The organism is Myxococcus sp. AB056, from assembly GCF_006547365.1.
Classification (GTDB): Bacteria; Myxococcota; Myxococcia; order Myxococcales; family Myxococcaceae; genus Myxococcus; species Myxococcus virescens.
In genome coordinates this window covers 64,239-91,117 of the sequence record NZ_VHLB01000009.1, presented here as the reverse complement: position 1 = coordinate 91,117, position 26,879 = coordinate 64,239, and the positions used below count along the sequence as shown (strand labels likewise).

At 68.3% G+C, this 26,879-nt stretch carries 23 protein-coding genes; 18 read left to right on the top strand and 5 right to left on the bottom strand.

Annotation, left to right across the window (positions count from 1 at the left end; translation table 11 throughout):
• Positions 1-161: 161 nt before the first annotated feature.
• The 5 genes from mreC to FMP39_RS06350 all read left to right on the top strand — a co-directional run bounded on the left by mreC (position 162) and on the right by FMP39_RS06350 (position 5,507).
• A complete protein-coding gene (gene mreC / locus FMP39_RS06370; protein ID WP_011552715.1) occupies positions 162-1,022 on the top strand; it encodes a rod shape-determining protein MreC in 861 nt (286 codons plus the stop codon).
• Positions 1,019-1,519 carry a hypothetical protein gene (locus tag FMP39_RS06365; RefSeq protein ID WP_090489146.1) on the top strand — a complete coding sequence of 167 codons (501 nt, stop codon included), beginning with the start codon at positions 1,019-1,021 and terminating at the stop codon, positions 1,517-1,519. The genes mreC and FMP39_RS06365 overlap by 4 nt, the downstream gene beginning before the upstream one ends.
• Positions 1,516-3,555 carry a penicillin-binding protein 2 gene (gene mrdA / locus FMP39_RS06360; protein WP_141589088.1) on the top strand — a complete coding sequence of 680 codons (2,040 nt, stop codon included), beginning with the start codon at positions 1,516-1,518 and terminating at the stop codon, positions 3,553-3,555. The genes FMP39_RS06365 and mrdA overlap by 4 nt, the downstream gene beginning before the upstream one ends.
• A gap of 7 nt (positions 3,556-3,562) precedes the next feature.
• Positions 3,563-4,690: a rod shape-determining protein RodA gene (rodA, locus tag FMP39_RS06355; protein ID WP_141589134.1), complete on the top strand. Its 1,128-nt coding sequence runs from the start codon at positions 3,563-3,565 to the stop codon at positions 4,688-4,690.
• A gap of 127 nt (positions 4,691-4,817) precedes the next feature.
• Positions 4,818-5,507 carry a PilZ domain-containing protein gene (locus FMP39_RS06350; RefSeq protein WP_141589087.1) on the top strand — a complete coding sequence of 230 codons (690 nt, stop codon included), beginning with the start codon at positions 4,818-4,820 and terminating at the stop codon, positions 5,505-5,507.
• A gap of 55 nt (positions 5,508-5,562) precedes the next feature.
• On the opposite strand, the gene FMP39_RS06345 is transcribed toward FMP39_RS06350, so the two are convergent.
• Positions 5,563-5,898, bottom strand: a complete 336-nt coding sequence (locus tag FMP39_RS06345; RefSeq protein WP_090489138.1) for a hypothetical protein — start codon at positions 5,896-5,898, stop codon at positions 5,563-5,565.
• 177 nt (positions 5,899-6,075) lie between these two features.
• On the opposite strand from FMP39_RS06345, the gene FMP39_RS06340 reads away from it, so the two are divergent.
• Positions 6,076-6,777, top strand: coding sequence for a polyphosphate kinase 2 family protein (locus tag FMP39_RS06340; RefSeq protein WP_228557719.1), 702 nt, complete (start codon positions 6,076-6,078; stop codon positions 6,775-6,777).
• A gap of 76 nt (positions 6,778-6,853) precedes the next feature.
• Here FMP39_RS06340 and trxA read toward each other — a convergent pair whose 3' ends face one another.
• Positions 6,854-7,186, bottom strand: a complete 333-nt coding sequence (gene trxA, locus FMP39_RS06335; RefSeq protein WP_090489134.1) for a thioredoxin — start codon at positions 7,184-7,186, stop codon at positions 6,854-6,856.
• A 99-nt stretch (positions 7,187-7,285) separates the two neighbouring features.
• Between trxA and FMP39_RS06330 the strand changes: the two genes are divergently transcribed.
• The 6 genes from FMP39_RS06330 to FMP39_RS06305 all read left to right on the top strand — a co-directional run bounded on the left by FMP39_RS06330 (position 7,286) and on the right by FMP39_RS06305 (position 13,679).
• Entirely contained in the window at positions 7,286-7,747 is a 462-nt protein-coding gene (locus tag FMP39_RS06330) for a hypothetical protein (RefSeq protein WP_090489132.1), read from the top strand.
• 34 nt (positions 7,748-7,781) lie between these two features.
• Positions 7,782-8,597, top strand: a complete 816-nt coding sequence (locus tag FMP39_RS06325; protein WP_141589085.1) for an inner membrane protein YpjD — start codon at positions 7,782-7,784, stop codon at positions 8,595-8,597.
• A 2-nt stretch (positions 8,598-8,599) separates the two neighbouring features.
• Positions 8,600-9,925: a glutamyl-tRNA reductase gene (gene hemA / locus FMP39_RS06320; protein ID WP_141589084.1), complete on the top strand. Its 1,326-nt coding sequence runs from the start codon at positions 8,600-8,602 to the stop codon at positions 9,923-9,925.
• Entirely contained in the window at positions 9,922-10,866 is a 945-nt protein-coding gene (gene hemC / locus FMP39_RS06315; protein WP_141589083.1) for a hydroxymethylbilane synthase, read from the top strand. Before hemA ends, hemC begins: the two co-directional genes overlap by 4 nt.
• A 12-nt stretch (positions 10,867-10,878) precedes the next feature.
• Positions 10,879-11,649 (top strand): uroporphyrinogen-III synthase, encoded by a 771-nt coding sequence (locus FMP39_RS06310; protein WP_141589082.1) that lies wholly within the window; start codon positions 10,879-10,881, stop codon positions 11,647-11,649.
• A gap of 182 nt (positions 11,650-11,831) precedes the next feature.
• Positions 11,832-13,679 (top strand): GspE/PulE family protein, encoded by a 1,848-nt coding sequence (locus FMP39_RS06305; RefSeq protein ID WP_141589081.1) that lies wholly within the window; start codon positions 11,832-11,834, stop codon positions 13,677-13,679.
• A gap of 80 nt (positions 13,680-13,759) precedes the next feature.
• On the opposite strand, the gene FMP39_RS06300 is transcribed toward FMP39_RS06305, so the two are convergent.
• The 3 genes from FMP39_RS06300 to FMP39_RS06290 form a co-directional block, all read right to left on the bottom strand.
• Positions 13,760-15,295 (bottom strand): hypothetical protein, encoded by a 1,536-nt coding sequence (locus FMP39_RS06300; protein WP_011552729.1) that lies wholly within the window; start codon positions 15,293-15,295, stop codon positions 13,760-13,762.
• 77 nt (positions 15,296-15,372) lie between these two features.
• The gene (locus tag FMP39_RS06295) at positions 15,373-17,343 is read right to left on the bottom strand and encodes a hypothetical protein (RefSeq protein WP_141589080.1); all 1,971 of its coding nucleotides are present in this window, start codon (positions 17,341-17,343) and stop codon (positions 15,373-15,375) included.
• A complete protein-coding gene (locus FMP39_RS06290; RefSeq protein ID WP_141589079.1) occupies positions 17,344-19,728 on the bottom strand; it encodes a bifunctional UDP-sugar hydrolase/5'-nucleotidase in 2,385 nt (794 codons plus the stop codon).
• Positions 19,729-19,871: 143 nt separating this feature from the next.
• Between FMP39_RS06290 and FMP39_RS06285 the strand changes: the two genes are divergently transcribed.
• From FMP39_RS06285 to FMP39_RS06260, 6 genes are all read left to right on the top strand, one after another.
• Positions 19,872-20,552 (top strand): NUDIX hydrolase, encoded by a 681-nt coding sequence (locus FMP39_RS06285; protein ID WP_141589078.1) that lies wholly within the window; start codon positions 19,872-19,874, stop codon positions 20,550-20,552.
• 79 nt (positions 20,553-20,631) lie between these two features.
• On the top strand, positions 20,632-22,095 hold the full coding sequence (locus tag FMP39_RS06280) for an MFS transporter (RefSeq protein WP_141589077.1): 1,464 nt from the start codon (positions 20,632-20,634) through the stop codon (positions 22,093-22,095).
• 74 nt (positions 22,096-22,169) lie between these two features.
• Complete coding sequence (locus tag FMP39_RS06275) at positions 22,170-23,735, top strand: hypothetical protein (RefSeq protein WP_141589076.1); 1,566 nt, start codon at positions 22,170-22,172, stop codon at positions 23,733-23,735.
• Between the two features lie 99 nt (positions 23,736-23,834).
• Positions 23,835-24,581: a hypothetical protein gene (locus FMP39_RS06270; RefSeq protein WP_141589075.1), complete on the top strand. Its 747-nt coding sequence runs from the start codon at positions 23,835-23,837 to the stop codon at positions 24,579-24,581.
• A 136-nt stretch (positions 24,582-24,717) separates the two neighbouring features.
• Entirely contained in the window at positions 24,718-25,839 is a 1,122-nt protein-coding gene (gene pdhA, locus FMP39_RS06265; protein WP_186817707.1) for a pyruvate dehydrogenase (acetyl-transferring) E1 component subunit alpha, read from the top strand.
• 53 nt (positions 25,840-25,892) lie between these two features.
• Positions 25,893-26,879 carry a pyruvate dehydrogenase complex E1 component subunit beta gene (locus FMP39_RS06260; RefSeq protein WP_141589074.1) on the top strand — a complete coding sequence of 329 codons (987 nt, stop codon included), beginning with the start codon at positions 25,893-25,895 and terminating at the stop codon, positions 26,877-26,879.

The window sequence follows — 26,879 nt, the reverse complement described above, 5'->3', positions numbered from 1 at the left end:
CGCGACGCGGTGTTGTTGGTAGCCCGGCCGGTGGGTGGTGGACCAGGAACCGCCCCCCATGCAGGCCTTGACTGCCTAGGATAACGCACCGGAAAATGCAAGCGATTTAGAGCCCTTAGCCAGCCCCTGCTCCCCCATTACACCCCCGGAAACTCCTGCCTGTGTGGTCGCTCCTGAAGCGGTACTACCGCCCCCTCATCGTGGGCTTCCTGCTCCTTTCGCCGCTGGTGGCCTTCCTGCTCGGTGGCCGGAAGGGCAGGGAACCCAACTTCGTCGACCGGGCGATCATCGCCGTGGCGTCCCCCGTGCAACAGGGGCTGACGTCCGTCATTGAGGGTGGGGTGGCCGGGGTCCAGAACTACCTGGACCTCCGAGGCGTGCGGCAGGAGAATGACGCATTGCGCTTGGAGAACCTCCAGCTGCGCGCGGCGGTGCAGTCCCTGGGGGAATCGCGGATGGAGAACGAGCGGCTGCGCAAGCTGCTCAACTACGCGGAGGCCGAGCCCGGGCCGGAAATCCCCGCGCGGGTGGTGGGCGTCAATCCGGTGGCGAAGCTGCTGTCGGTCCGCATCAGCAGTGGTGAGCAGCAGGGTGTGTTTCGCGGCATGTCCGTGGTGACGCCGGATGGAATCGTGGGACAGGTCATCCGGGCGACGGGCGGGTATGCGGATGTGGCGCTGGTGACGGATCCGCAGAGCCGGGTGGCGGTGCGTGTGCAGCGCTCGCGGGCCCGGGGCACGGCGGCGGGAACGGGAGGCGGGCCCCTGAAGTTGGAGAACATGCTGCGCACCGAGGATGTGGAGGACGGTGACCTCATCATCACCGCGGGTACGGACGGCATCTATCCGCCCGGCGTGGTGGTGGGACGCGTGACGAACCTGGAGAAGAAGGAGCACGGCATGTTCCAGGGCGCGGACATCGTTCCGGCGGTGGATACGAGCAAGCTGGAAGAGGTGTTGGTGGTGGGCAGCCCCTACAGCGCCATGGCGCCGGGCAGCGCCGCGGAGGGCGCGTCGAAATGAAGTTCCTGGTGTCCGTCGCACTGGCGCTGGCGTTGCTCACGCTGGAATCGGTCCTGGTGAAGCAGGCGGGTCTGGAGCTCGGCCGGATTGACGTCACCGTGGTGTTGGTGGCGTTCCTGGCCCTGCGGGCCTCGCTGCTCGAAGGGACCTTCTCCGCCTTCTCCGTGGGGTATCTGCTCGACCTGATGAGCGGGCAGCCCACCTGGCTCTACACCTTCCTGGCCGTGTTCATCTTCCTGGTGGGAAGGCTGGTGCCGACCTTCGTGGAGGTCCGGGGTCCGCTGGCCTTCGCCTTGTTCGCCATGGGCGCGGACGTGGGCCATTCGCTGCTGGCCACCTTCTTCACCTGGCTGACGGTGAAGGAGGACGGTCCGGGCTCGCAGCTGGCGGAGATGCCGCTGCAGGTGGCGCTCACGGGCCTCGCGGCGCTGGCGCTCTACCCCTTGCTGCGGCGCTTCGAGGCGTCTCAGGAGCGGCCCGCGGGGTTGCTGCGGTGACGCCACCCACCTTGGGTAACACGACGCCGGGGCGCGAGCTCAAGCGGCGCTTCCTGTGGCTGGGCCTGGCCATGGTGGCGGGCCTGGGGCTGATTTCCATCCAGCTCTACCGCCTGCAAATCACCCGGGGCGAGGAGTACGCCGCCAAGAGCGTGGCCAACTTCGTCAAGCAGGTGCGGCTGCGCGCCGACCGCGGCGTCATCAAGGACGCGCGCGGCACCATCCTGGTGGACAGCCGTCCGTCCTTCGACGCCTTCATCACCCCGGCCTTCTGCACCGACTGCTACGAGCAGGTCATCCCCCGCCTGGCGGAGCTGCTCCAGTGGGACCCGGACCAGCGCAAGAAGGTGGAGGACATGGTGCGCATGGGGCGGCGCAACGCCCCCTTCCAGCCGGTGCCGGTGCGCGTGGACCTGTCGCGCGACGAGTACGACCGGCTGGCCGCGCGCCGCGACATCCTGGACGGCGTGGAGGTGGCGCCCGTGCCGCACCGGCACTACCGCACCAACTCCGTGCTGTCGCACGTGCTGGGCTACATGAATGAAATCACCCAGGAGGAGCTGGAGCGCCTCAATGGCGACGGCGCCCGCTACGCCCTGGGGGACTACATTGGCCGGCGCGGGCTGGAGCGCTACTTCGAGCAGCGCCTGCGCGGCACCGACGGCGTGCGCAAGGAAGTGGTGAACGCGCGCGGGCAGACCATTGAAGAGCTGAACGACAAGCTGGGCGAAAACGCCGTGGTGTCGCCGCGTCCGGGCAGCAACCTGGTGCTGTCCATCGACATGCGGTTGCAGGAGGAGGCGGAGCGGGCCTTCCCCGGCGTGGCGGGGGCGGTGGTCGCCATCGACGTCAACACGGGCTTCATCCGCGCGCTGGTGTCGCGCCCGGGCTTCGACCCCAACCTGCTCACCGGCCGCGTGACGCCCGCGCAGATGGCGCTCCTGTCGAGAGATCCGCTGGACCCGATGATCAACCGCGTGGCCGCCGAGCACTACAGCCCGGGCTCCACCTTCAAGGTCGTCACCGCCCTGGCCGCGTTCAAGTCCGGCGCCTTCCGTCCGGAGACGGTGGTGAACTGCCCCGGTGGCTACCGCCTGGGCGCGCGCACCTGGCGTTGCCACAAGGATGCCGGGCACGGGCTCATGAATGGATACACCGCCATGAAGTCGTCGTGCGACACCTGGTACTACAAGGTGGCGGACACCATCGGCCTGGACCCCATCGGAGAGATGGGCAAGGCCCTGGGCCTGGGCAGCCCCACGGGCGTCAACGTGGTGGCGGAGGTGCCAGGCATCATGCCGACCAGCGCCTACCACGACAAGGCGTCGCCCGGCGGCTACACCAAGGGCATGGCGCTCAACAGCTCCATTGGTCAGGGCGACACCAACGTCACGCCGCTCCAACTCGCGCTGGTGTACGCGGCCATCGCCAACGGCGGTACCCTCTACAAGCCGCAGATGGTGAACCGTCTGGAGGACCTGGACGGGCAGACCATCGAGTCGTTCCAGCCGGAGGTGGTGCGCAAGGTGGACCTGTCGCCCGCGCACCTCAAGGCGGTGGTGGACAGCCTGGTGGTGGTGGCGCACGAGCCGGGCGGCACCGCCTACCGCGCGCGCATGAATCACATGCGGGACAAGGACATCCTGGTGGCGTCCAAGACGGGCACCACGCAGGTGACCCGCCTGGGGGCGATTCGCTTGAAGAAGCACCAGATGAGCTACTTCGAGCGCGACCACGCCTGGTACGCGGGCTTCGCGCCGGCGGACAAGCCGGAGCTGGCCATCGTCGTGCTCAACGAGCACGGCGGCAGCGGCGGTGCGGACGCGGCGCCCACCGCGATGGCGGTGTTCCAGAAGTACTTCGATTTGAAGAGGGAGGACGCCACGGCGCCGCCGCCGCGTCCCAACCAGCCCTACACGCCGTCCTCCGTGACGCGCGCGCCCTCAGCCGACGAGGCGGCGCTGACGCGAAGGGTACGGCCACCGGCCCGGCTTCCGGGCGATGAAGAGGACCGCACGCGTGCAACTGCGGATTGAGCGCCGGATGGTGCCCCACATCCCCTGGGGCCTCATCTTCTCCGTGCTGGCGGTGTGCGGGCTGGGCATCTGGAACCTCGCCTCGGCGTCACGGCCGCCGCACTCGCCCGTCTGGGGCTCGCAGATGGCCTACCTGGGCATCAGCATGGTCGCCGTGCTGGTGGTGTGCCTGGTGGACTACCGGTGGATTCAGCGCATGGCGCTGCCCATCTACGTGGGCAACATCCTGCTGCTCATCGCGTTGCGCTTCTTCGGCCACACGGCCAAGGGCGCGGAGAGCTGGTTCGTCATCGGCCCGTTCCGCATGCAGCCCGCGGAGTTCATGAAGATTGGCGTCGTGCTGATGCTGGCCAAGGTCTATCACGACGACTTCCAGCCCAATGCGCCCTCCTACAGCCTGACGCGCCTGTGGAAGCCGGTGCTCGTCGTCTTCGTGCCCTTCGCGCTGGTGCTGGTGCAGCCGGACCTGGGCACCGCGCTGATGATTGGCCTGTCGTCGCTCACCATCATCCTCTTCGGGAAGGTGCGCTGGTACCTGGTGGCCACGCTGGTGGCGGGCGTGTTCGCCGCGGGCATCGTCATCTGGAATGACTACATCCGCGACGTGCCGGAGCCTCGGCCCACCATCGTCCGGCACCACCTGAAGAAGCACCAGAGCCAGCGTATCTCCGGCTGGCTGGACCCCGAGGCGGACCTGCGCGGCAGCGGCTATCACGCGGCGCAGTCGAAAATCGCGGTGGGCAGCGGCGGCGTGTCCGGCAAGGGCTGGCGCGAGGGCACCCAGACGGGCCTGCGCTTCCTGCCCGAGCAGCACACCGACTTCATCTTCTCCGTGTGGGCGGAGGAGCATGGCTTCGTCATGTGCATCGTCCTGCTGGTGCTCTACGGCGCCATCTTCATCTTCGGCCTGGGCGTGGGTTTCAACGCGCGTGACAGGTTCGGCGCCTTCGTCGCGGTGGGCGTCGTGGCGATGCTCTTCTGGCAGGTGTTCGAGAACATCGGCATGGTGATTGGCCTGCTGCCGGTGACGGGAATCACCCTGCCGTTGATGAGTTATGGCGGCTCATCCCTGCTTTCCGTGATGCTCAGCATCGGCTTGCTGGTGAACATCAGCATGCGCCGTCACATGTTCTGAGAAATTCCGGAATTTATCCTCGCGAGACGGGCGCAAGCGTTTCTCGGCGCGCGGCATGGGGTGGTGTATGAATCACCCCACCAACGCACGTGGAGGGCGAGCCCTCCCGGGCAGATGAGGACGCATCATGCAGAGGAAGGGTGGCCAGAAGGCAGTCGGGAGCACGCGGGTGGAGGCGCCGGTGCGCGCGCCCGCGCGAGCGCCAGCGCAGGTCGCGGCGCTGGCGAAGGAGGTCCGCCCCGCGGTGGTTCCGGCGCGTCCTGCTGGCAACGTGGCGGCGGTGAGTCCCGAGCCGAGAGCGACCTTCACGCCGTTGATTGAGATGAACCAGGGCGAGGCGGAGCACCGTCACTTCCCCCGCGCCCAGCTCGCCACGCGCTTCGAGGTGTGGGTGGATGACGAGGCGGGCGAGCGTCGCTTCGAGGCGAGCCTCGTATCCGTCAACGTCAGCGTCAGCGGGGCGTTCCTGGAGAGCACCTTCTACTTGCCGCTGGGCACCGTGCTGGGCGTGCGCTTCGCGCTGGAGCCGGGCGCCGCGCCTGTGCAGGCGCGCGCGGAAATCGTGCGGGAGGAGCGGGGGAACGGGCCGGAGGGCCGCAGCGGCTTTGGCGTGCGCTTCCTCGACTTCAGCGGTCAGACGGAGGTGGCACTGGCGCGGCTCTTCGTGGGGATGCGGCTGAGGGCCTTCGCGGAGGACTATCTCAAGTCCCAGCGGGCTCGCTCCCTGCCCAACGAAGTGGAGCGCGTGGTGGACGTGCTGGCGGCCTGGGAGTTGCTCAAGGCGACGTCGTCCGTTTCCGACCCTTGGCAGGGCTGATGCGTTGGACCGGTCATCGCCCAGGGCCGTGGGCGGGTGTCCGGTGTGCAGGCACTCAGGCCGACTTGCTGCCCGAAATCTGGCGGCGGCGTTCGGCCTGGTAGTGCGCGGAGCACAGACCCTTCGAGCGCTGTTCGCGAGTACAGCCCTCCATGGTGCAACGGCGATCCAGTGAAACCAGGCTGGCGCCCGCCATCACCTTCGGCGGACGGCCGCGGCGCCGGCCCGCGGTGAGCGCGGTAGAGCTGGGCGAGGTGCTGCCCAGCCTGGGCATCCCGTCGTTGAGCGCGCGCAGCATGCCGCGTCCAATGGCGTCTCCCAAGGCTTCGGCCCAGTTCACCATGGCCGGCGTCAGCGGGACGGTGGACAATTCTTTGCGTGGACGTGCCATGAATACTCCAAGTGAAAACAGTCAGCCAACACAGACACTGCTATGTGCCTATTTGGCGGTTGAAGTCATCGCTGTCAATACAACCTTGGAGGGTCTGTCTTGACTCGTAAACGATCTCAAAAAATTGATGACAAGACTGCAAATGGATACGTGTTTCCCGTATGTCCTCATGGCACTGTGACACTCGCAGCGGTCGACCCGTCTGTCTCGGCGGGTGAACACGCGAAATATGAGAAGACGCTCAAAGCCCTCCAGGAGCGCGTCTTCGAGCTGCAGATCCAGAACTACCTGGCGGGGCGGAAGGCCGTCATCGTCTTCGAGGGCTGGGACGCCTCCGGCAAGGGCGGCGCCATTCGCAGGCTCACTACGCTGATGGACCCGCGTGGTTACAAGGTCTGGCCCATCTCCTCGCCGTCAGAAGAGGAGCGCAGACACCATTACCTGTGGCGCTTCTGGCGCAAGACGCCGGGCGCGGGCGAGGTCTGCATGTTCGACCGGAGCTGGTACGGCCGGGTGCTGGTGGAGCGGGTCGAGGGCTTCGCGAAGCCGGCGGAATGGCGGCGCGCCTACGATGAAATCAATGCTTTTGAACACATGCTCACCGCGGACGGTGTGCGGATGGTGAAGTTCTTCATCCACATCGACAAGAAGACGCAGTTGCAGCGGTTTCGCGAGCGCGAGGCGGACCCGGCCAAGCGCTACAAGCTGGGGCCCGAGGACTGGCGGAACCGGGCGAAGTGGAAGAAGTACGAAGCGGCCATCCAGGAGATGCTGGACCGCACGCACCGCCCCGACGCGCCGTGGCACGTGGTGCCAGGGAACGACAAGCGCTACTCGCGGTTGGAGGTGCTCCGCCGCTGCGTGGAGTTGCTGAGCTGAGGCAGGAGGAGGCCGCGGGTGGTGCGCGGAAGAGCAGCAGGGGCTCTCTCGCGCGCCCGACCCCGCAGCGGCAAGTCTACGTCAGGGCCTTCTTCACGGCGTCTTCGATGCGGGCCTTGGGCACCGCGCCGACAATCTGCTCCACCACGCGGCCGCCCTTGAACAGGAGCAGGGTGGGGATGGAGCGGATGCCGTACTCCTGGGGCGTGTCCTGGTTCTCATCGATGTTGAGCTTGGTGAACTTCACCTGCCCCTTGTACTGCGAGGCCAGCGCTTCGATGGAGGGCGCGATGGCGCGGCACGGCGCGCACCACGTCGCCCAGAAATCCACCAGCACGGGCTCCTGGGAGTCCAGGACCTGCTGCTTGAAGTCGCCATCCCCGATGTTCGTCACGTCCGCGCCTGCCATGGTGTCTCCTCGTGCCTGTCCGGGCACCTCCGCCGCGTGTAGTACGCGTCCGGTGGGCCTGCAAGGATCGGCCGGCCATCAGCCAATCTGGCGGCTCAGATGCGGATGGATGGCGCCTGTTTCAACCATTTCCCCCAAGCGTTCCCCCGGGGGAGGGGTGGCTGGTGTAAGCTGGAAGGCGTGACGAAGCTCTTCCTGCCCCAGACCCAGCTCGAGGAGTGGGCGCTGGCGGACAAAGCAGACCTGCGCGAAGGCCGGCTGGTGGTGATGGCAGAAGGCGGCGTGGCCTTCCCCCTCACGCCCGCGGTCCACTTCGTCCAGCTCGTGTCGGGCGAAGACACCCAGGGGTTGGTGGCCCGGGTGAAGACCGAGGAGCAACTTGCCCGACTGGGTGCCGAGCAGATGGCCGACTCGGTGCTGGTGGGGGACAACGCCTATGAGGTTGTTCCAGGGTATGTAGCGGAGGTCGCCGCCGGCGCGCCCAGGCCAGAGGGCGCGGACAAGAAACCGGACTCTGAAGCAGACCTTCTGGCTGCTTTCATCCTCAACAAGATGGGCTGATTCGCCCGTCTTCCGTGGTTATGAGCCTGCCCCTATGAGCCACACGCTCGTCTCGCTCGCCTGCCACGCGTATGGCATCGCCGCTGTCGTCTACCTGGCCTACCTGGTCCGCCAGTCCGAGGCCCTGGCCACGGCCGGGCGCGTGCTGGTGGGCGGTGGACTGGCGCTGCATGGCGTGGCGCTCTTCGAGTTGCTCGGGGTGCAGAGCGGGCGGCCGGTGGGCCTGGCGCAAGGCTTCTCCGCGCTGGCCTTCCTGCTGCTGGTCATCTTCCTGTTCCTGGATGTGCGCTACCGCCGGCCCGTCATCGGCGCCTTTCTCACGCCGCTGGCGCTGGCCGCGCTGCTGCCCGGTCTGCTGATGCAGGGCGGGCAGGCGCCGCTGCCTCCCGGGGTGCGTCAGCCGCTGTTGCCGCTGCACATCACCCTGGCGCTGATGGGGCTGGCCGCGTTCGCGGTCGCCGCGGGCGTGGGCGTCATGTACGTGCTCATGGAGCGGCAGGTGAAGGCGAAGCGCTTCGGGTTGCTGTTCTCCCGCCTGCCCTCCCTGGAGTTCCTGGACACGCTGAACCGGCGCCTGGTGGTGTGGGGCTTCCTGGCGCTGTCCATCACGCTCGCCACGGGGGCCTTCTTCGTGGGCACCGCGCCGGGCCCCTGGACCGTGGATGGGAAGACGCTGGCCACCCTCGTTGCGTGGGCGGTTTTCGCCGCGCTGCTGGTGGCGCGTTCCGTCGCGGGCTGGCGGGGGCGGCGGGTGGCCTTCCTCACCATGGCGGGGTTCTGCCTGGTCATGGTGTCCTTCCTGTCCTCGTATGACGTGTCGTCGCCCTCGGCGGCCATGAGGATGCCCTGAGTATGGAGCTCATTTGCATTGGCCTGTCCCACCGGACGGCGCCGCTCACCGTCCGTGAGCGACTGGCCTTGCCGGAGTCGCGTCAGGTGGACGTGCTCCAGCGGCTGGCCCAGGCGCCCGTGGAGGCCCTCTGGGTATCCACCTGCAACCGCGTGGAGGTGTACCTGTTCGCGCCGGACGCGGCGATGGCGCGGCAGCGCGCGTTGACGGAGCTGCAGGTGCTGGGCGGCGTGGAAGCCCTGGAGCACCTCTACGAGCACCAGGGCGAGGCGGCGCTGGTGCACCTGTTCCGCGTGGCCTGCAGCCTGGACTCCATGGTGCTGGGCGAGGCCCAGATTCTGGGCCAGGTGAAGGAAGCCTTCGAGCGGGGCCAGGGCGCGGGCGCGGTGCGCGGTGAGATGATGCGCGCGTGCGCGGCCGCCTTCAGCTGCGCCAAGCGCGTGCGCACGGAGACGGCCATCGGCCGCGCGGCCACGTCCATGGCGGCGGCGGCGGTGCAGCTGGCCAGCAAGGTGTTCGACGGGCTCGCGGGCAAGACGGTGCTGGTGGTGGGCGCGGGGGAGATGGGCGAGCTGGCGGCGCGCCACCTGAAGCAGGCCGGTGCGTCGAAGCTCTACGTCACCAACCGCACCCTGTCGCGCGCGGAGGCGCTGGCGGCGGAGGTGGGCGGACAGGCGCGGCCCTTCGAGGAGCTGCTCGGTCTGGTGGCCGCGGCGGACGTGGTGGTGTGCAGCACGGCGTCGCAGGCGCCGCTCTTCACGCGGGACAACGTGGGCGCCCTGGGGCGCGGACGCCGGGGGCGGCCGCTGTTCATGGTGGACCTGGCGGTGCCTCGCGATATCGATCCGGCGGTGGGCACGCTGGACTGGGTACATGCATACGACGTGGACGACATCCAGAAGTTCGTCGCGGACAACGCCGCGGCGCGCGCGGAAGAGGCGCAGAAGGCGGGCGTGCTCGTCGCGCAGGAAGTAGCGCGTTTCGTCAAGGAGCGTGCGCTGCGTGAGGGCACGCCGGTGCTGGCGCGACTGCGTCAGCGCGCGGAAGCCATTGCTCGCTCCGAGGTGGAGCGCACGCTGGGCGCCCTGGGCGACGGACTCAACGACAAGCAACGCAAGAGCATCGAGGCCATGGGCCGAGCCATCGTCAACAAGCTGCTGCATGAGCCCACCGCGCGGCTGCGCGCCGTGGGGCCGGAAGGGGAGGGCAACCGCCTGGCGGGTGCCGCCGCCGAGCTGTTCGGTCTGCTGGAGGAGGAGGTCGGCACCGCCGCCGCCGCGCCCTCCGTCATGGCCGCGCCAGTCCAGGTCGCCACGGGGGGCAAGTGATGACGCACGTGCGCATCGCCACCCGGCAGAGTCCCCTGGCGCTCTGGCAGGCGCGCCACGTGGGCGCGCTGCTGACCTCGCGGCATCCCGGTTTGGAAGTGACCCTGGTGGAGATGACCACCGAGGGAGACCGCTTCCTGTCCGCGCCGTTGTCCGCGGTGGGCGGCAAGGGCTTGTTCGTGAAGGAAATCGAACAGGCGCTGCTCGACGGCCGCGCGGACATCGCCGTGCACAGCCTCAAGGACATGACGTCCGTGTTCCCGGAAGGGCTGACGCTCGCGGCGGTGCCGGAGCGGGAGGATCCGCGCGACGTCTTCTGTGGCCTGGGCGGGCTGACGTTGGACACGCTTCCGCAGGGCGCGCGCGTGGGCACGTCGTCGCTGCGCCGGAGCTGCATCCTGCGCTCGCGCCGGCCGGACGTGGAGATCGTCAGCGTGCGCGGCAACGTGCAGACGCGCCTGGCGAGGACGCGGGAGCAGGGGCTCGCGGGGGCGCTGCTGGCCTACGCCGGACTCAAGCGCCTGGGCCTGGAGGACGTCATCACCCAGGTGCTGCCGCCCGAGGTGAGCCTGCCCGCGGTGGGGCAGGGCGTGCTGGCCATCCAGTGCCGCACGGACGATGCGCGCGTGCGCGCGCTGCTGGAGCCGCTGGAGCACGCCACCACGCGCATCGCCGTCACTGCCGAGCGCGCGCTGCTGGCGAAGCTGGAGGGGGGCTGCACCGTGCCCCTGGCAGGACATGCCATCGTGTCGGGCGACACCGTCTTCCTGCGCGGACTCGTGGGCCGTCCGGATGGCACACACGTGGTGCGGGGCGAGGTGCGCGGCCCCGTGTCGCAGGCCCATGCACTGGGTGAATCCCTGGCGGATGACCTGCTGTCTCGTGGGGCGGCGGACATCTTGCGTGATTTCGCGCGCCGCTCCGAGGCGCGGGAGTCCTAGACTGCGGCTCACGTGGAACGGCGACTTGAAGGCAAGAGAGTCTTGGTGACGCGCCCGCGTGAGCGGGCCGAGGAGTTGTGCTTCCTCCTGGAGGATGAGGGCGCTGAAGTGCTGAGCGTGCCCCTTCTGGAACTGCATCCTCCGGAGGACCCACGTCCGCTCGCGTCAGCGGCCGAGCACATCCAGCGCTACACCTGGGTGGTGTTCGCGAGCCCGACCGGCGTGGATGCGCTGATGGAGGCCCTGCGCGAGGCGGGCACCCAGGACCGGATACAGCGGGTGAAGGTGGCCACCGTGGGGCCGCGCACGACGCGCGCCGCGGAGGGCTACGGCCTGGACGTGGTGGCCGAACCTTCCGAGGGCACGGGCGCGGCCCTGCTCAACCTCATCAAGGATGCGCTGCAACCGGGTGACGAAGTCCTGCTTCCCGCCGCCGAGGAAGGCCGGCGTGAGCTGGAAGACGGGCTGAGAGAGTACGGCCTCCTGGTGACGCGGGTGACGGCGTATCGCGCCACGCCCGCGCCCCTGCCACCGGAGTCGTTGGCCTTGCTGGATGCCTCACCGCCGGACGTCGTGCTCTTCGCTTCGCCGCGCACGGCCGAGGCCTTCGTGGAAGAGGCCGGACGCGAGCGCCTGGCCACCGCGCGGGTGGTGGCAATCGGTCCGACGACGGCGTCCGCCCTGGAGCGGCTGGGCGTGCCCGCTGCGGCTGTCGCGGAGCGGCCGACGCCAGAGGCCCTGGTGGATGCCGCCGTGCTCGCGGTGACGAGCACCGTGCACTGACGGTGGCGCGGCGCCGTGCCCGCACGGCCGCACGACGTGCCTGACAGCGGCTCCATGCCTGGCTGGTGGAGCGGAGGGCGCCAGGGGGTGTTTTCCGCTCGGCGCACGGCCGTGTGCCGGGATGCGTCTGGTACGCTTCGGGGGCGCACTCCGGCGGGCGCCCGGGGTGAAAGGAGACGCGCTTGGTACAGCCAGTGAGCGGCGTGGGTGGCACTGCTCCGAAGAGCCGGGATGACTTCACCACGCTGTTCGTGCTGGAGGCGCTCGTTGCCCAGGGGCTGCTGCAACCCCAGCAGGCCCAGGAGGTGCTGGCCCGCGAGGGCGCCGCGCGCGCCCGGGTGCTCAAGGCGCACCAGGGGGGCACGGGCGGCAGCAAGGAGGCCGCCCGGTACGACGTATCTCCGGTGGAAATCGTGGCGGCGTTCCAGGTGCCGCTGTCCAACGGCCGAGGCGTGCTGGACGAGGACCGCGTCACGGAGGCTGCCGCGCGCGCCGCCGGCATGGCCTACCGGAAGATTGACCCGCTCAAGCTCGACATGGCGCTGGCTACGCGCACCGTGTCCAGGCCCTATGCGCAGAAGCACGTGCTGCTTCCCCTGGAGCGCACCCCGCAGGGCCGGCTGCTGGTGGCGGTGGCCAACCCTTTCGACCGGGAGCTCTTCGAGAGCTTCCACCGCCTGACGGGGCTGCCGGTGGAGCCCGTCCTCAGCGCGAAGGCGGACATCCTCAAGTCCATCAGCGACATCTACGGCTTCAAGAAGACGCTGGCGCGCGCCGCCGACGACTTCAGCGCCGCCGCCGGAGCGCAGGTCGCCAACTTCGAGCAGCTCGTCTCGCTCAGCGGCACCCAGGAGTTGGAGGCGTCGGACCGGCCCGTGGTGCAGGCCGTGGATTACCTGCTGCGCTACGCGTTCGACAACCGTGCCTCGGACATCCACATCGAACCCAAGCGCACCACCAGCGTGGTGCGTCTGCGCATCGACGGCGTGTTGCATCCGGTGCACACGCTGCCGGCGCCGGTGCATCCGCCCATCGTCTCGCGCGTGAAGATGCTGGCGCGCATCGACATCTCCGAGCGCCGCAAGCCGCAGGACGGCCGCATCAAGACGGAGCGCGACGGCCGCGAGGTCGAACTCCGCGTGTCCACGCTGCCCACCGCGTTCGGTGAGAAGGTGGTCATCCGTATCTTCGACCCGGAGACGCTGGTGCAGGACATCGCCCAGCTCGGCTTCGAGCCCGACGAGAAGAGCGCCTTCGAGTCCTGGATTGACCAGCCACACGGGCTCATCCTCGTCACGGGCCCCACGGGCAGCGGGAAGACGACGACGCTCTACTCCGCGCTCAAGGCGCTGGCGGGCCCGGACGTCAACGTCACCACCATCGAAGACCCCATCGAAATGGTGTGGGACGCCTTCAACCAGGTGCAGGTGCAGCCCAAGGTGGGGCTCGACTTCGCCGGAGCGCTGCGCCACATCCTCCGCCAGGACCCGGACGTCATCATGGTGGGTGAGATTCGCGACCCGGAGACAGCGGAGAACGCGATTCAATCCGCGCTCACCGGCCACCTGGTGCTGTCCACACTGCACACCAACGACGCGCTGGGCGCGGTGGCGCGCATGCGGGATTTGGGCGTGCCGTCCTTCCTCCTGGCGCAGAGCCTCCTGGGCGTCATGGCGCAGCGGCTGCTGCGCCGGGTGTGCAGTCATTGCGCGCAGGAGACGACGCTGACGCCGGACGAGCTGCTCGCGCTCCAGGCGCCCCTGCCGCTGCTGCCCGGTGGCGTGCGCCTGCTCAAGGGGGCAGGGTGCGTGCGTTGCCGTGGCACTGGCTTCGTGGGCCGCACGGGCGTCTTCGAAATCGTCACCAGCGCGGGTGAGTTGAGAGACCTCATCGCCCGCGAGGCCCCCTATTCGCAGATGGTGGACGCGGCCCGGCGCTCCGGCATGCGGACGCTGCGCGAGGCCGCCGTGCGCAAACTGGCCCAGGGCTTCACCGCCTTCGACGAGGTGGTGCGGATGACGACCGTCTGACGCACGACGGCCCGGCCCCCCACGAGGAGAGGCCGGGCCGCGAAGCCCTTCCGGCTGCCCCGGTGGGGCAGGGCGGTGGACTAGAAGCGCGCCTGGAGCATCGTGTTGAAGCCCAGCGCGTGCGGACGCTCGAAGCTCGGCTGCGCCACACCCGTCACGTCGTCCCGGAACGTGGTCCGGTTGGTGTCGTACGTGTAGTAGACCTCGCCGACGGCGGCGACGGAGTCGGACAGGTCCCAGCGGAACGTGGCCTTCGCGGAGTAGATGGGCTCCGCCTTGCACGCCGCACCGCCGCGGCCGCACGTCTCCGGAAGGATGCTGAGCTGGTTCACGTCACGCACCACGACGGTGCGCGTGCCGATGAGGTTCTCCGGCGGGTTGTTGCCGCCCAGCACCGGCGTGGGGCTGCGGAACGAGGCCGGCTGCTGCACACCGATGATGAAGCCCGGCGTGAAGTGCAGCTTCGGCAGGTGGTAGTCAGCGCCCACCGCGAGGAACATCTCCGGCTTCAGCTCCGTGCCCTCCGGGAAGTCCTGGAACGGCGGGAAGCCCGGCACCTCGAACTGGATGAAGGACAGGCTGCGGTACAGGCCGAGGAGGCTGACGCGGAGCAGGTCGTACTTCGCGCGCGCCTGGAGGGCCACGGCGGTGGCGCCCTGCGGCTTGGTGGCGCCGAAGTCGTTGGGCTTCTCCAGCGTCTGCGACAGGTAGCTGCCTTCCAGCGACACGGTGTACGACAGGCCGCCCGGGTACTGCTCCGGCGCGAAGAAGCGCTGATAGATGTCCGGGTCGTTCTTGTAGAGCCGGAAGTCCACGCTGGTGCCGACGGGCACACCCACGTGGTAGACGATTTGTCCGGACACGCCCGCGGCGTTCACCGGCGCTTCCACGCCGAGCGTCGCCAGGCCGGGCACCAGGCCCTTCTGGAAGTAGCCGCCGCCCGCCTCGACGCGCAGCGTCTCCAGGATGTCCCAGCCCGCGCCGGCCATGAGGCCGTACTTGGTCTCTTCCTCGCGGATGAGCTCGTTCTGCATGAGCGCCGTCTTGCCGCCGACGTACGCGTACCAGTTGTCGCGGGTGATCTGCAGCTTGCCACCGGGCACGCCGTTGGTGGCGGCGCGGGTGGTGAACACGCCGCTGCCACCCCAGGAGATGCGGTACGCATAGCCCAGACGGAAACGGTCCGCGGACACCGGGAAGCCGACGAGCGAGATGCCTTCCTTCTCGCTCCAGCCCGGCGGCTGGTAGTTGAGGCGGATGTAGCTGGAGTTGTCGCGGATGTCGACGCCGCCCGAGGGCCGCTCGAGCACCAGCAGCGTCAGCGCCGCTTCGGTCGTCAAACCCTCGAAGAAGGCCGGTGCCCGCTTGTAGAGCACCACGTTCGACAGGGACTCGAAGCCGGAGAACCGGGTGTTGAAGTTGTCGTAGAACTGCGTGTTCTGGTTGCCGGCGCCGAACCGTGCATCGGGGCTGTTCGGCGTCGTCTCACCAGAGCCCGCGAGCACGTTGTCGTCCGCGAAGACGAACGACAGACGGGTGTCCACGAAGTCACTGGCCCACGCGGGCGCACTCAGGGAAATCAGGCCGGTCAGGGCCAGCTTCTGCAGCGTTTTCAATGTCCCTCTCCACGGAGCGGCCCAAGGGACCGCTCCTCCCTGCTTCCCGTCACCGGGTCGCGAGAATCATCAGAAGACTACGGATTGACGCAAGGCCGGATCGGTCGCGGGCACTCCATGCCCGGGCCGGGGTAGCAGCAGATGTCGTCCACGTCGCGAGGCAGCACGTTCCACCGGGGGCGGGCGGCGCTCACCTGCCGCAGGTGGCCCACGACGTCGAAGGTGGCCGCATGCAGATTGCGGCACTGCTGGGCCGCCTCCGCGTTCGGGTCATCCTCGCGGCAGTCGGGGACCAGGTCCGGCACCGCGTCCTTGGTGACCAGGTTGATGCGCGTGCGCGCGTCCGCCGCCACCTTGCAGGTGATGGTGCCGTCCTCGCGGTTCTGGACGGAGGCGTACACGATGCCCTCACCCGCGGCCATGGTGTGCTGCAGCGGAGTCTGGGCCGCCAGCGCCACCGGCGTGCCGTTGGCGCCGAAGCGCACGTTGGCCGCCTTGTCGCAGGACACGTTGACGCGCTGATCCCTGCTGAACGTGTCCGACTGGGCCCAGTTGACGATGGTGGGGTCCGTGTTGACGGAGGCGGTGAACGTCTGGATGCGCCCGGGGACGGATTCGTCCAGGCCCGCCGAGGCGGCGCCGGTGGGGTTCATCTCCACGACGAACTGGCCGAAGCCGTTGTACGTGTTGCGCTCGGCGCAGTGGACCCCCGCGAACTGGCCAATGCCCATGGTGCAGTCGATGTTGCACTGCCGCTCGGCGATGTCCGGATCGTTCGGGTTGTCCGTGCCGCAGCTTCCCCACGTCCCCGCGCGGGTGTTGGGGCAGAAGAAGGGGACGGTGCCGTTGCCGTTGGCGTCACAGTTGTGGAAGACGCGCGGGAACTTCACCCGGCTGAGCTTCACCAGTGACGACTCCAGGCTCTCCATCTTGTAGTTGCCGTAGCTGTAACCACACAGCGGGTCCGTCATGTAGAGCGAGCCGCTGTAGCCGCACAGTCGGCCGTTGATCTCCACCGGCGGCGACAACTTCAGATACTTGTCCCACTCCGTCTGGGGCAGCAGCCGGACGCGCTCGCGCACCGTCCACGCGGGGAAGGTGAGCTGCGTGGTGGCGGTGAACTCCTGCACGGAGCCGGACACCGACCACAGCAGGTCGCCCGGGTCCAGCCCTTCGGGGAAGGAGTAGTTGTAGACGTAGAGCGAGTTGAAGCGGCCGGGATAGTAGCCGTCCGGCTCACCCGTCTGGATGTTGGCGCCCGGCACGCTGTTCTCGCCCACGCGGCAGGCCGTCATGTCCGTGACGAAGAAGCCGCCCGGGTCCGTGCCCGTCACCAGCAGCGTCACCGGCTGCTTGTCGTTCGGGTCGCCCTCGGCGCAGTTCTGCAGCAGCGGCGGGCCGGCCTCCGGGTTGCGCCCGATGCGCATGTACGTCCCGGCGTACGCGGTGAGCTGATCGCTGTTCTGCGGAACCTGGACCGTGGAGATGGTCGGCTCCTCGAACTTCATCATCCGCGACAGGCCGGTGGCGTTCGTGCGCGTCGCCGGCTCCTGGGGCAGCTCGCCGGGGATGACCTGCCCGTCGGCGTAATCCACCTGGGGCGGCTCGTCCTGCACCCAGACGTGGGCGTCGCCGTAGAGCTGGCCGGAGCGCACCGTGCCGGTTCCCCGGCCGTTGGTGAGCTGGGTCCAGCGGTAGCGGTACTCGCCCATCAGGTTGCCCGGCACCGTGCGGAAGGACACCGGCCCGTTGAACGACTCCATGGGCTGGCCCTTCGCGTCCAGGGCGAGGATCTCCACGTCGAAGTCCACCGGAGTCCGGGGCATGGTCAGCCGGCAGTCCGCCGTGCCGCGAACCTCCAGCGGCACCTTGTCCTGGCCGCCGTGCGCGGTGGCGCACTCATTCACCACCGGCAGCGGGGTACGCGTGCCGCCGGTGTAGATGCCCGTGAGGTTGACGCGGAACGAGGCGACGCCATCAGGCTGAGGCGTGTCCTGGGTGTAACAGCCGGCCGCCGCCAGGGCCGACAGGAAGAGCAGGCGCTTCATTTACTTCACCCTCCGGCCGATACGGGAATCCTCAACCGCGTCCGCGATGGACACGGAGGTGGGGTTCTCACAGAAGTTCCGCAGCTGGTTCGTCACCGTGCCGCAGATGGGGTTGTTGCCCGCCAGCACATCCCGGCAGCTGCAGCGGCCTGTGTACGGACCCTCCGGCACGTTGCACTGGCTCTGGATGTCCTCGGCCGTCAGGCCCGGCACGCCGCAGCGATCCGCGGCGTCCGAGGGGAGCGACAGCAGCTCCTTGCAGGCGCAGCTGCCCACCTGCTTGTCCAGCGCGGCCTTGAAGTCGGCGGCGGCGCGGCAGGAGCCCACCACCTGTTCGTTCACCGTCCAGCGGCCGTTGACGAGGTTGCCGCAGTAGTGGCCCGACTTGGACGTCTCGCGGCCCGCGAGGATGTCCTCGCAGGTGCAGAAGCCCTGCATGTAGCCGATGAGCGAGTCGCGCAGCGAGATGCCCGTCTCGATGCGGGTGGTGTTGCGCTTGAGGACGTTGAAGCCCGAGCCACCCTTGGCGATGTAGTCGTTGACGGCGATCTTGTACGTGCCGGTGATGTCCAGCGGCTTGCCGTTGATCTGGATGTTGGTGCCCGGGTGCGCGTAGCAGCGGCCCACGCTGGCATCGCTGCTCTGGTCCACCAAGCACTGCCACGGCGCATGACCCTGACGGTCCTGGTTGGGGCAGTCCGTGCCGTTGAGCTCCGGGTTGCAGGGGGTCTGCAGGTCGTTCACCTGCACCTGGGCGCAGTCCATGGTGAAGCGGGCGCCGGAGATCTGCGCCTGGCTGACGCAGCCGCGCTCCGCGGAGCGCTCGGTGACGAAGTCGAACATCTCCTGCATCTCCTTGCCGGAGAGGTACATGATGTTGATGGTGTTCTCGAACGGGAACACGTTGAACATCGACTCCTGGCTCACCACGCCCGCGTAGAGGTTGTCGCGGATGCCCAGCGAGTTGGTGAGCGCCATTTCCGCCTCGACGCGGCGGCGCTTGCGCATGGAGTCCGCGGCGATGTTGCCCAGCGGCGAGTCACCACCCGTGGAGTTGTTGCGGCGCTGCACGTCGCGCGGCGCGTAGGAGAAGATGGACGTCAGCTGGAAGTTGAAGTCCATGCCCAGGATGTACGGCTGGAGCAGATGCGTGGTCATCCGGTCCTCCTGGTTCTTGCACGCCTGGATGGCCTGACGGACGCGCTCGTCGCGGAGGAACTGGCCCTCCTCCCAGAACACGCTGCTGTCGTGGCGGAAGCGGCGCATGGCGTCGTCGCACCACAGGGCGTCCATGGGGAACACGCGGTAGTCCTGGCTGACGATTTCGCCGCCCTCACCGGTGCCGAGCACCTCGGGCATCTTCACCACCAGCTCCAGCCGGCCCACGTACTTGGCGAACGCGCCAGAGTGCGCGAGCACCACCTTGCGGCCCGCGGGGTCGGTGAGCAGCTGCGGCGGGTTGAGCACGACGTGCAGGTGGCCACCCATCACCGCGTCCACGCCCACCACGCCGGGGATGCGCACGCGCACCACGGACTTGTCGTCCCCTTCGGGGCCGAACCACTCCAGCACCTGCCAGGGGTCCTTCTGGCGCTGCACGTAGGCCTTGGCGCGGGAGTACTCGTAATAGGCCTCGTAGCCCTGGATGACGTCCTGGTCCTCATGGAGCCCCAGGTGGCTGACCAGCACGATGAGGTCGGTGACGGGGCGCAGCAGGTCCACGTAGGCGCGCGCCACCTCGTTCTGCTCCAGCGGCGTCACCTGGAGGCTGTTGCCACCTTCGACGATGGAGTTGAGCGAGGAGATGTTGGCCATGCCGATGATGGCCACCCGGAGGCCCTTCACGTTGCGGATGGTGTACGGCTCCACTTCCAGGGCCGTCTGGTGGTTGCCGTTCGCCCGCCAGTCATCCCAGAAGTAGTTGGCCGCCAGCAGCGGGAACGTCGCGTGCTGCTGCGCCATCTGGGTGAAGTTGAGGAGGCCCGCGTCGAACTCGTGGTTGCCCACGACGGCCGCGTCGAGCCGCGCTTCGGAGAGGAACTTGAACTCCACCTCGCCGGTGTTGAGGTTGAAGATGGGCGCGCCCTGGAAGCAGTCGCCCGAGTCCACGTGCAGCACACGCTCGCCCTGGGAGCGCTCGCGCTTGAGCAACGCCCCCATGCGCGTAGCGCCGCCGAAGGGACCCGCTTCCGGGATGGTCCCCAGGTCCACGTCCGTCTTCAACGGCGTGAAGTCATAGGGGATGAGGCGCGAATGGATGTCCGAGGTATGAAGGAGCGTCAGACGCACCTCCTGCCCCTCGAGGTTGTAGTCCTGGCCTTCCAGCACCGGCATGCACGAAGCAGATGCCAGGGCGCAGCAGAGGCCGAGCAGGAGGCGACGCATCAAGAGAATTCCGTGTTTCGGGAGGGAGACAGCGGTAAAGCGGGCGCAAGGTACGGGATCAAGCTTTGTCGGGCAAGCAACGCCACCATGGCGGGCCAGGTTCCTGCCATCGGCGTTCCTACTCCACAGGAGAGCAGGCGGACATGCGGCAGCGTCATTCCAGTGTGACTGACATCGAGATCATCGAGGATTTCTCGTCTACCGCGAGATGCGACGAGGGCTTTCTCAGGGTTCGGCGGCTGCGCTGCCGCAACCGGCGCGCGGACGGTTCTTCCTCTCCCGTATACCGCGTGGACGTGGTGGACAGGCCCCGGTTGGACGCGGTGGCGGTGCTCGTCTATCGCCGCGGTGCGTCAGGCATGGAGGTCCTGACGCGGATGAACCTCCGGCCCGCGGCGTATTTCCGGAAGGACAGCCGGGACGCGATGACCGTTCCAGACCCTGCGTCTGGCTACTTGCGCGTGGAAGAAATCGTCGCGGGACTGCTGGAACCGGAGGACAAGGGCGAGGAAGGCCTGCGTCGCCGCGCCGCGGCAGAGGTGCATGAGGAGGCCGGGTTCGACGTGAAGCCGGAGGACATCCGGCTGTTGGGCGGCGCCTTCTTCCTGGCGCCGGGCATCCTGTCCGAAAAGGTGTTTCCCGCCGCGGTGGACGTCACGGACCTGTCAGCCGAGGAGCCCGAAGGGGATGGTTCGCCTCTAGAGGAGGGCACGCAGCTGCACTGGCGTCCCATCCAGGACGTGTTGGACGCGTGCCGGCGCGGTGACATCCCGGATGCGAAGACGGAAGTCGCGTTGACGCGGCTGCTTGCCCTGCAGCCCTGAAGGGCGTGCATTGTTTTCGCACGGCCGCGTGCCGGGGTAGGGTGCGCGGCGTTCCGCAATCCACCGCAGAGGTCGCTGCATGTCGTCGCTGCCCCCCTGGCTGGCCCAGTTCCTGCCCATCCTCATCCTCCTGGGGGCCATCGGCCTCGTCCTCGCGCGCCTGCCCAAGGTGGAGCTGGGGCACTCGGAGGCATTCAAGCGCCGTCGGTTCTTCAACTGGTTCCCGTTGGGCATGACGTACGCGTTCCTCTACATGGGGCGCTACAACCTCAACGTGGCCACCAGCGCCATGGGGGACCGCACCTCCAACGCGGACTTCGGCACCATCTTCGCGTGGGGCACCGCCGTCTACGGCGTGGCCTTCCTCCTCAACGGCCCGCTGACGGACAGGCTGGGTGGCCGGAAGACCATCCTGATGTCGGCCGCGGGTTCGGCGGTGGCGAACGTGGCCATGGGCGGCGTGGTGTACGCGGTGCTGACGCACAACTGGGCGCCGCCGGGCGGCTTGGTGGCGACGCTGTCGTTCCTCTACGCCGTCAACATGTACTTCCAGAGCTTCGGCGCGGTCTCCATCGTCAAGGTGAACGCGGCTTGGTTCCACGTGCGCGAGCGCGGCCTGCTGGGCGGCGTGTTCGGCATCCTCATCTCGCTGGGCGTCTACTTCGCCTACGACTGGAGCCGGCTCATCGTGAAGGCGGCGCCCACGTACTGGGCGTTCTTCGTACCCGCGGCCATCCTCGCCGTGTTCCTGGTGGTGGACTACTTCGTCATCCGCGACACGCCCAGCCACGCGGGCCATCCGGACTTCGACACCGCGGACGCGTCCTCCGGAGAGACCGGGCCTCAGTTGGGGGTGGCGGGTGTGCTGAAGCGCATGCTGACCAACCGCGCCATCATCATCATCCTCTGCATCGAGTTCTGCAGCGGCTTCATGCGCAACGCCATCATGCAGTGGTACCCCAAGTTCGCGAAGGCGACGGGCCTTGGCGAAACGTTCGTCGCCGCCAACTGGGGCATGCTGCTGTGCGTGGCGGGCATCACCGGCGGCATGTTCGCCGGCGTCATCAGCGACCGCGTGTTCGACTCGCGCCGCGGCCCCGTGTCCGCCGTGCTCTACGCCGGCATGTCGGTGGGCGCCGTCATCTCCGTGTTCGTCCTGGAGAGCGTGGCCCTGGGCTGGACGGTCATCTTCATGTCCCTGTGTGTCATCGGCGTGCACGGCATGCTGTCCGGCACGGCCAGCATGGACTTCGGCGGGAAGAAGAACGCCGGCCTCGCGGTTGGCATCATCGACGGCGCCGTGTACGCGGGCACCGCGCTGCAGTCCATCCTGCTGGGTTCCATCCTGCCGATGGGTGACGAAGCGAAGACCGCCGCCAACTGGGGCAACTGGCCCTACGCCATGCTGCCGCTGTCCTTCCTCGGACTGCTGCTGGCCACCCAGGTGTGGAACGCCCGGCCCCAGCCGAAGTCCACGCCCGTGCCGGCCACGCTGCCGGTGCCCCCGGCGGCGCCAGCGAATCGGACCGGCACTGGCGGGTAATATCCGTGTGGCCCCAACGATGTGTGACGTTGGGGTCACTCCCGCGTGACAGGGATGTAGCGTAGACTCCACACGTGTCCCAGTCACCCGCACCCCTGCAGAGCCGCTTCGAGGTCCACGACCGGAAGCAGTTTGAGATCAAGCTCGAGTATCAGCCCTCCGGGGCGGATGAGACGCGCTACCTCGTCGAGGCGTATCTCTTCCTGCCGGGGAGCCTGAACATCGACGCGGAGACGTACCCGCGGGCGGACTTCTACGCGGACATCCACAACTACGTGCGCTTCAAGACGCCGGTGATGGCGGTGAACGAGCTGCTGAGCTCGGACACCTCGCCGCTGGTGCGCCTGGAGGCGTGGCTGCGCACGGGGATGGGGTCCGAGAAGGACGTCGTGTACCAGGCCAAGCTCCTGTCCTGCGTGCTGCGCGGTGCGCTGCGCCGCTTCGCCACCGGGGTGGAGTCGCGGTGCGAGGGCCCCGCGGCGCTGAACACGGACGCGTGCGCGGTGCTGGAGTCCGAGATCCTGGCCATGCAGGCGGGTGTGACGCAGGTGCTGGCGCGCTTCCGCGTGTGGCTGCGCGCGGTGGGGGAGCTGCACCTGCAGGAGCGCTCGCGGGCGTCGCTGCGGCTGGTGGACGAATACGTCAGCCTGCTGGTGGAGGGCGGCTTCCGGCGCTCGGTGGCGGACATGAAGTCGCTGCCCCGCGGCGAGCCGTGGCATGGGCTGCGCAAGGGGCTGATGGAGGCGGTGCTGCGGGAGGAGGCGTACCGCAAGGAGCACCGGCTGCGCAGCGTGCTCAGCCCCACGGGGGACAACGAGGAGTACATCCTCCGGCTGGGCTTCCTGAAGAAGTTCTGTATGAACGTGCTGTTCCTGTCGTCGAAGCGGCGGCAGAAGCGGCAGGGTTGGGAGGAGATGCTCTTCGCGCTGGCCGCGGGCATCGCGATGACGGTCGCCACCGCGGTGGCCTTCTGGGCGCAAGAGCGCTACGCGCAGGCCAGCCTCAACTTCTTCCTCATCCTCGTGGTGGGGTACATGGTGAAGGACCGCATCAAGGAGGGCCTGCGCCGGATGCTCAGCCGGGTGGCGGCCATGCACCTGGCGGACCGGACCACGGACCTGGTGGACCCCGTCACCGGGCGCGTCATTGGCGCGTGTGAGGAGCGGGTGGACTACGGGCCCTCGCTGAAGGTTCCGGACACGGTGGCGGCGCTGCGCCAGCGGGATGACTTCCTCACCGCGACGCAGGGCGAGCTGTCGGAGACGGTCATCCGCTACCAGAAGCAGATTGTCCTGGATGCCCGGCACCTGCCGCGCACGCAGCGCGGCCTGACAGGCGTGACGGACATCCTCCGCCTCAACGTGGAGCGCTTCCTGCGCGACATGGACGAGCCGGAGCTGGCGTTGGAGTACGTGGACCTGGCGGACCTGTCCGTGGGCCACATCCGCGGTACCAAGCGCTACCCGGTGGACATGGTGTTCCGCTTCACGGTGGTGGAGGAGGAGAAGGACCGCAGCCAGGACTCCGTCCAGTTCGTGAGGCTGGTGCTGGACCGCAACGGCATCCAGCGCATGCAGCGCTTCACGGACCCCGGCCCAGGAATGCCGCCCAGCCGTTCGGGGTGGAAGTCCGCGGCCTGAGGCAGGCCCGACGCTCCAGGCAGGGAGGGGGCGCACGACGCCCCTGGTGGATGTTTCGGCGGCGCCCTGGCGCGCGCGAGGGTAATCTCCCCGGCGCACATGGCTTACGACGACTTCAAGAAGCGTATTCGCGACGACTGGCGTGACACCCTGCGCTCCATCCTGGAGCGCGCCCGCTCCCTGGGCTCCTCCGCCGTGCTGGCGTTCGACTTGGACTCCACCCTGTTCGACAACCGGCCCCGGCAGGCTCGCATCCTCCGGGAGTATGGTGTCGCCCGCTCGCTGGCCGTGCTGGCCGCTTGCGAGCCGCGCCACTGGGTGACGGGCTGGGACATGAAGGAGGCCATGCGCGCCTGCGGCCTCGAGGAAGCCCTGGTGGAGTCCCACTTCGCCGAAGCCCGCCGCTTCTGGGCCGAGCGCTTCTTCACCAGCGACTACTGCGTGGACGACGAGGCCATCGACGGCGCGGCCAGCTTCACCCACGAGGTGGTGGCCACCGGCGCGAGGCTCGTCTACGTCACGGGCCGCCATGAGGCCATGCGGGAAGGCTCCGTCTCCTGCATGCGCCGTCACGGCCTGGTGCTGCCAGATGACGACCGGGTGCTCCTCGTGATGAAGCCCACGCTGGCTGAGGACGACGACGCCTTCAAGCGGGAGGCGCACGCGCGGCTGGGCCGCCTGGGGAGCGTGGTGGCTGCGTTTGACAATGAGCCCACGCACGCGAACGACTACCGGCGGAAGTTTCCAGAAGCCACCGTCATTCACCTGGCCACGGACCATTCGGGCCGACCGGTGGAGTTGCTGGATGGCGTCATTTCCGTCCCGCACTTCGCGCTGGGTTCCTGACGCACCGCGCCTGAAATAGACCTGGCGTGGACGGGGCTTGAAAGGCTTTGAAGTCCCACTGCCGCGCGGCTATTGAGTCGCTCGGCGTTTGCCGCCCCGGGAGTTCCGTGGGCGGCCAGCATGGAGGCATTCCGCAGTGGCCAGCCCGTACTCAAAAGAACTGCTGTTGGACATGTACCGGAAGATGTACCTCATCCGTCGCTTCGAGGAGCGCGCGGGTCAGCAGTACACGCTGGGGAAGATTGCCGGTTTCTGCCACCTCTACATCGGCCAGGAGGCCGTGGCGGTGGGACCGGTGGAGGCCCTGCGACCGGATGACTACATGCTCAGTGCGTATCGTGACCACGGCCAGCCGCTGGCCCGTGGCAGCGACGCGGGCATGGTCATGGCCGAGCTGATGGGCCGGGACACCGGCTACAGCAAGGGCAAGGGCGGCTCGATGCACATCTTCGACATCGAGCATCACTTCTACGGCGGCTACGGCATCGTCGGCGGCCAGATTCCCCTGGCGGCGGGCATGGCCTTCGCGAGCCGTTATCGCAACGAGGACCGCGTCACCGTCTGCTACTTCGGCGACGCCGCGGCCAGCCAGGGCGCCCTCCACGAGACGTTCAACATGGCGTCCAAGTGGAAGCTCCCTGTCATCTACATCTGCGAGAACAACCGTTACGGGATGGGCACGGCCATTTCCCGCATCGCGGCGGTGCCGGAGATCTACAAGCGCGCCAGCGCCTACGACATGCGCGGCGAGCCGGTGGATGGCATGGACGTGCTGGCCATGTACGAGGCTGTCAAGGACGCCGCCGAGTACTGCCGCGCCGGCAAGGGCCCCGTGCTGCTGGAGGCCAACACGTACCGCTTCCGCGGCCACTCGATGGCCGACCCCGCCACCTACCGCACCAAGCAGGAGGTGGAGGACGAGCGCAAGGGCGACCCGATTCCGAAGCTGCGCGCCTACATCCTGAAGCAGGGGCTGGCCCAGGACGACGTCTTCGAGTCCATCGAAGCGGAGGTCAATGCGCAGGTGGACCAGGCGGTGAAGTTCGCCGACGAGTCGCCCGAGCCCAGCCTGGACGAACTGTGGCGCGACACCATCGTGGAGGAGGGCGAGGAGGACGTGCGCCCCCGCGAGCGCGTGCTGGGGAAGAAGGTGAACTGGCCGACGTACCCCAGTGGCCAGGAGCTGAAGGTGACGTGGGACCTGGAGCCGCGCGAGCAGGCCGAGGCGGCCGACAAGAAGGCGGGCCTCATCCGCTAGGCGCGCGCTGACCTGTCTACCAACCCTTTTTCGAGTTCGAGTCGGAGCCGACGATGCCCGAGTTGATGTACCGCGAGGCGCTGAACCAAGCGCTCGCCGAGGAAATGGAACGCGACGCCAACGTCTATCTGATTGGCGAGGAAGTGGGCCGTTACAACGGCGCCTTCAAGGTGTCGCAGGGACTGCTGGACAAGTTCGGGAGCGCGCGCATCATCGACGCGCCCATCGCCGAGCTGGGCTTCACCGGCCTGAGCGTGGGTGCGGCCATGGTGGGTTTGCGCCCCGTGGTGGAGATGATGACCTGGAACTTCGCGATTCTCGCGATGGACCAGATCGTCAACAACGCGGCCAAGCTGCGGCACATGTCCGGTGGCCAGCTGCGCTGCCCCATCGTGTTCCGCGGTCCGGGCGGCGCTGGCGGCCGGTTGTCCAGCCAGCACAGCCAGGCGCTGGAGGCCAACTACGCGCACTTCCCGGGCCTGAAGGTGATTGCGCCCGCCACGCCCGCGGATGCCAAGGGCATGCTCAAGGCTGCCATCCGGGACGAGAACCCGGTGCTCATGTTCGAGGGCGAGCGGCTCTACGCCATCAAGGGTGAGGTGCCGGAAGGCGAGCACGTCGTGCCGCTCGGCAAGGCGGACGTGAAGCGCGAGGGCTCCGACGTCACCATCATCACCTGGAGCCGCATGTATTACTTCTGCATGCAGGCGGCCGAGGAGTTGGCGAAGGAGGGCATCAGCGCGGAGGTCCTGGACCTGCGCACGCTGCGGCCCCTGGATGAGGAGGCCATCCTGGCGAGCGTGCGCAAGACGAACCGCGCCGTCATCGTGGAGGAGGGCTGGGCGCTCGCCGGCGTGGGCGCGTCCGTGGTGGATATCATCCAGTCGAAGGCGTTCGACGACCTGGACGCGCCGGTGGAGCGCGTCACGGGCCTGGACGTCAACATGTCCTATGCAGCGAACCTGGAGAACGCGACCCAGCCGGACGCACCGAAGATCATCGCCGCGGTGAAGAAGGTGCTGTACCGCGAGGGAGCTTGA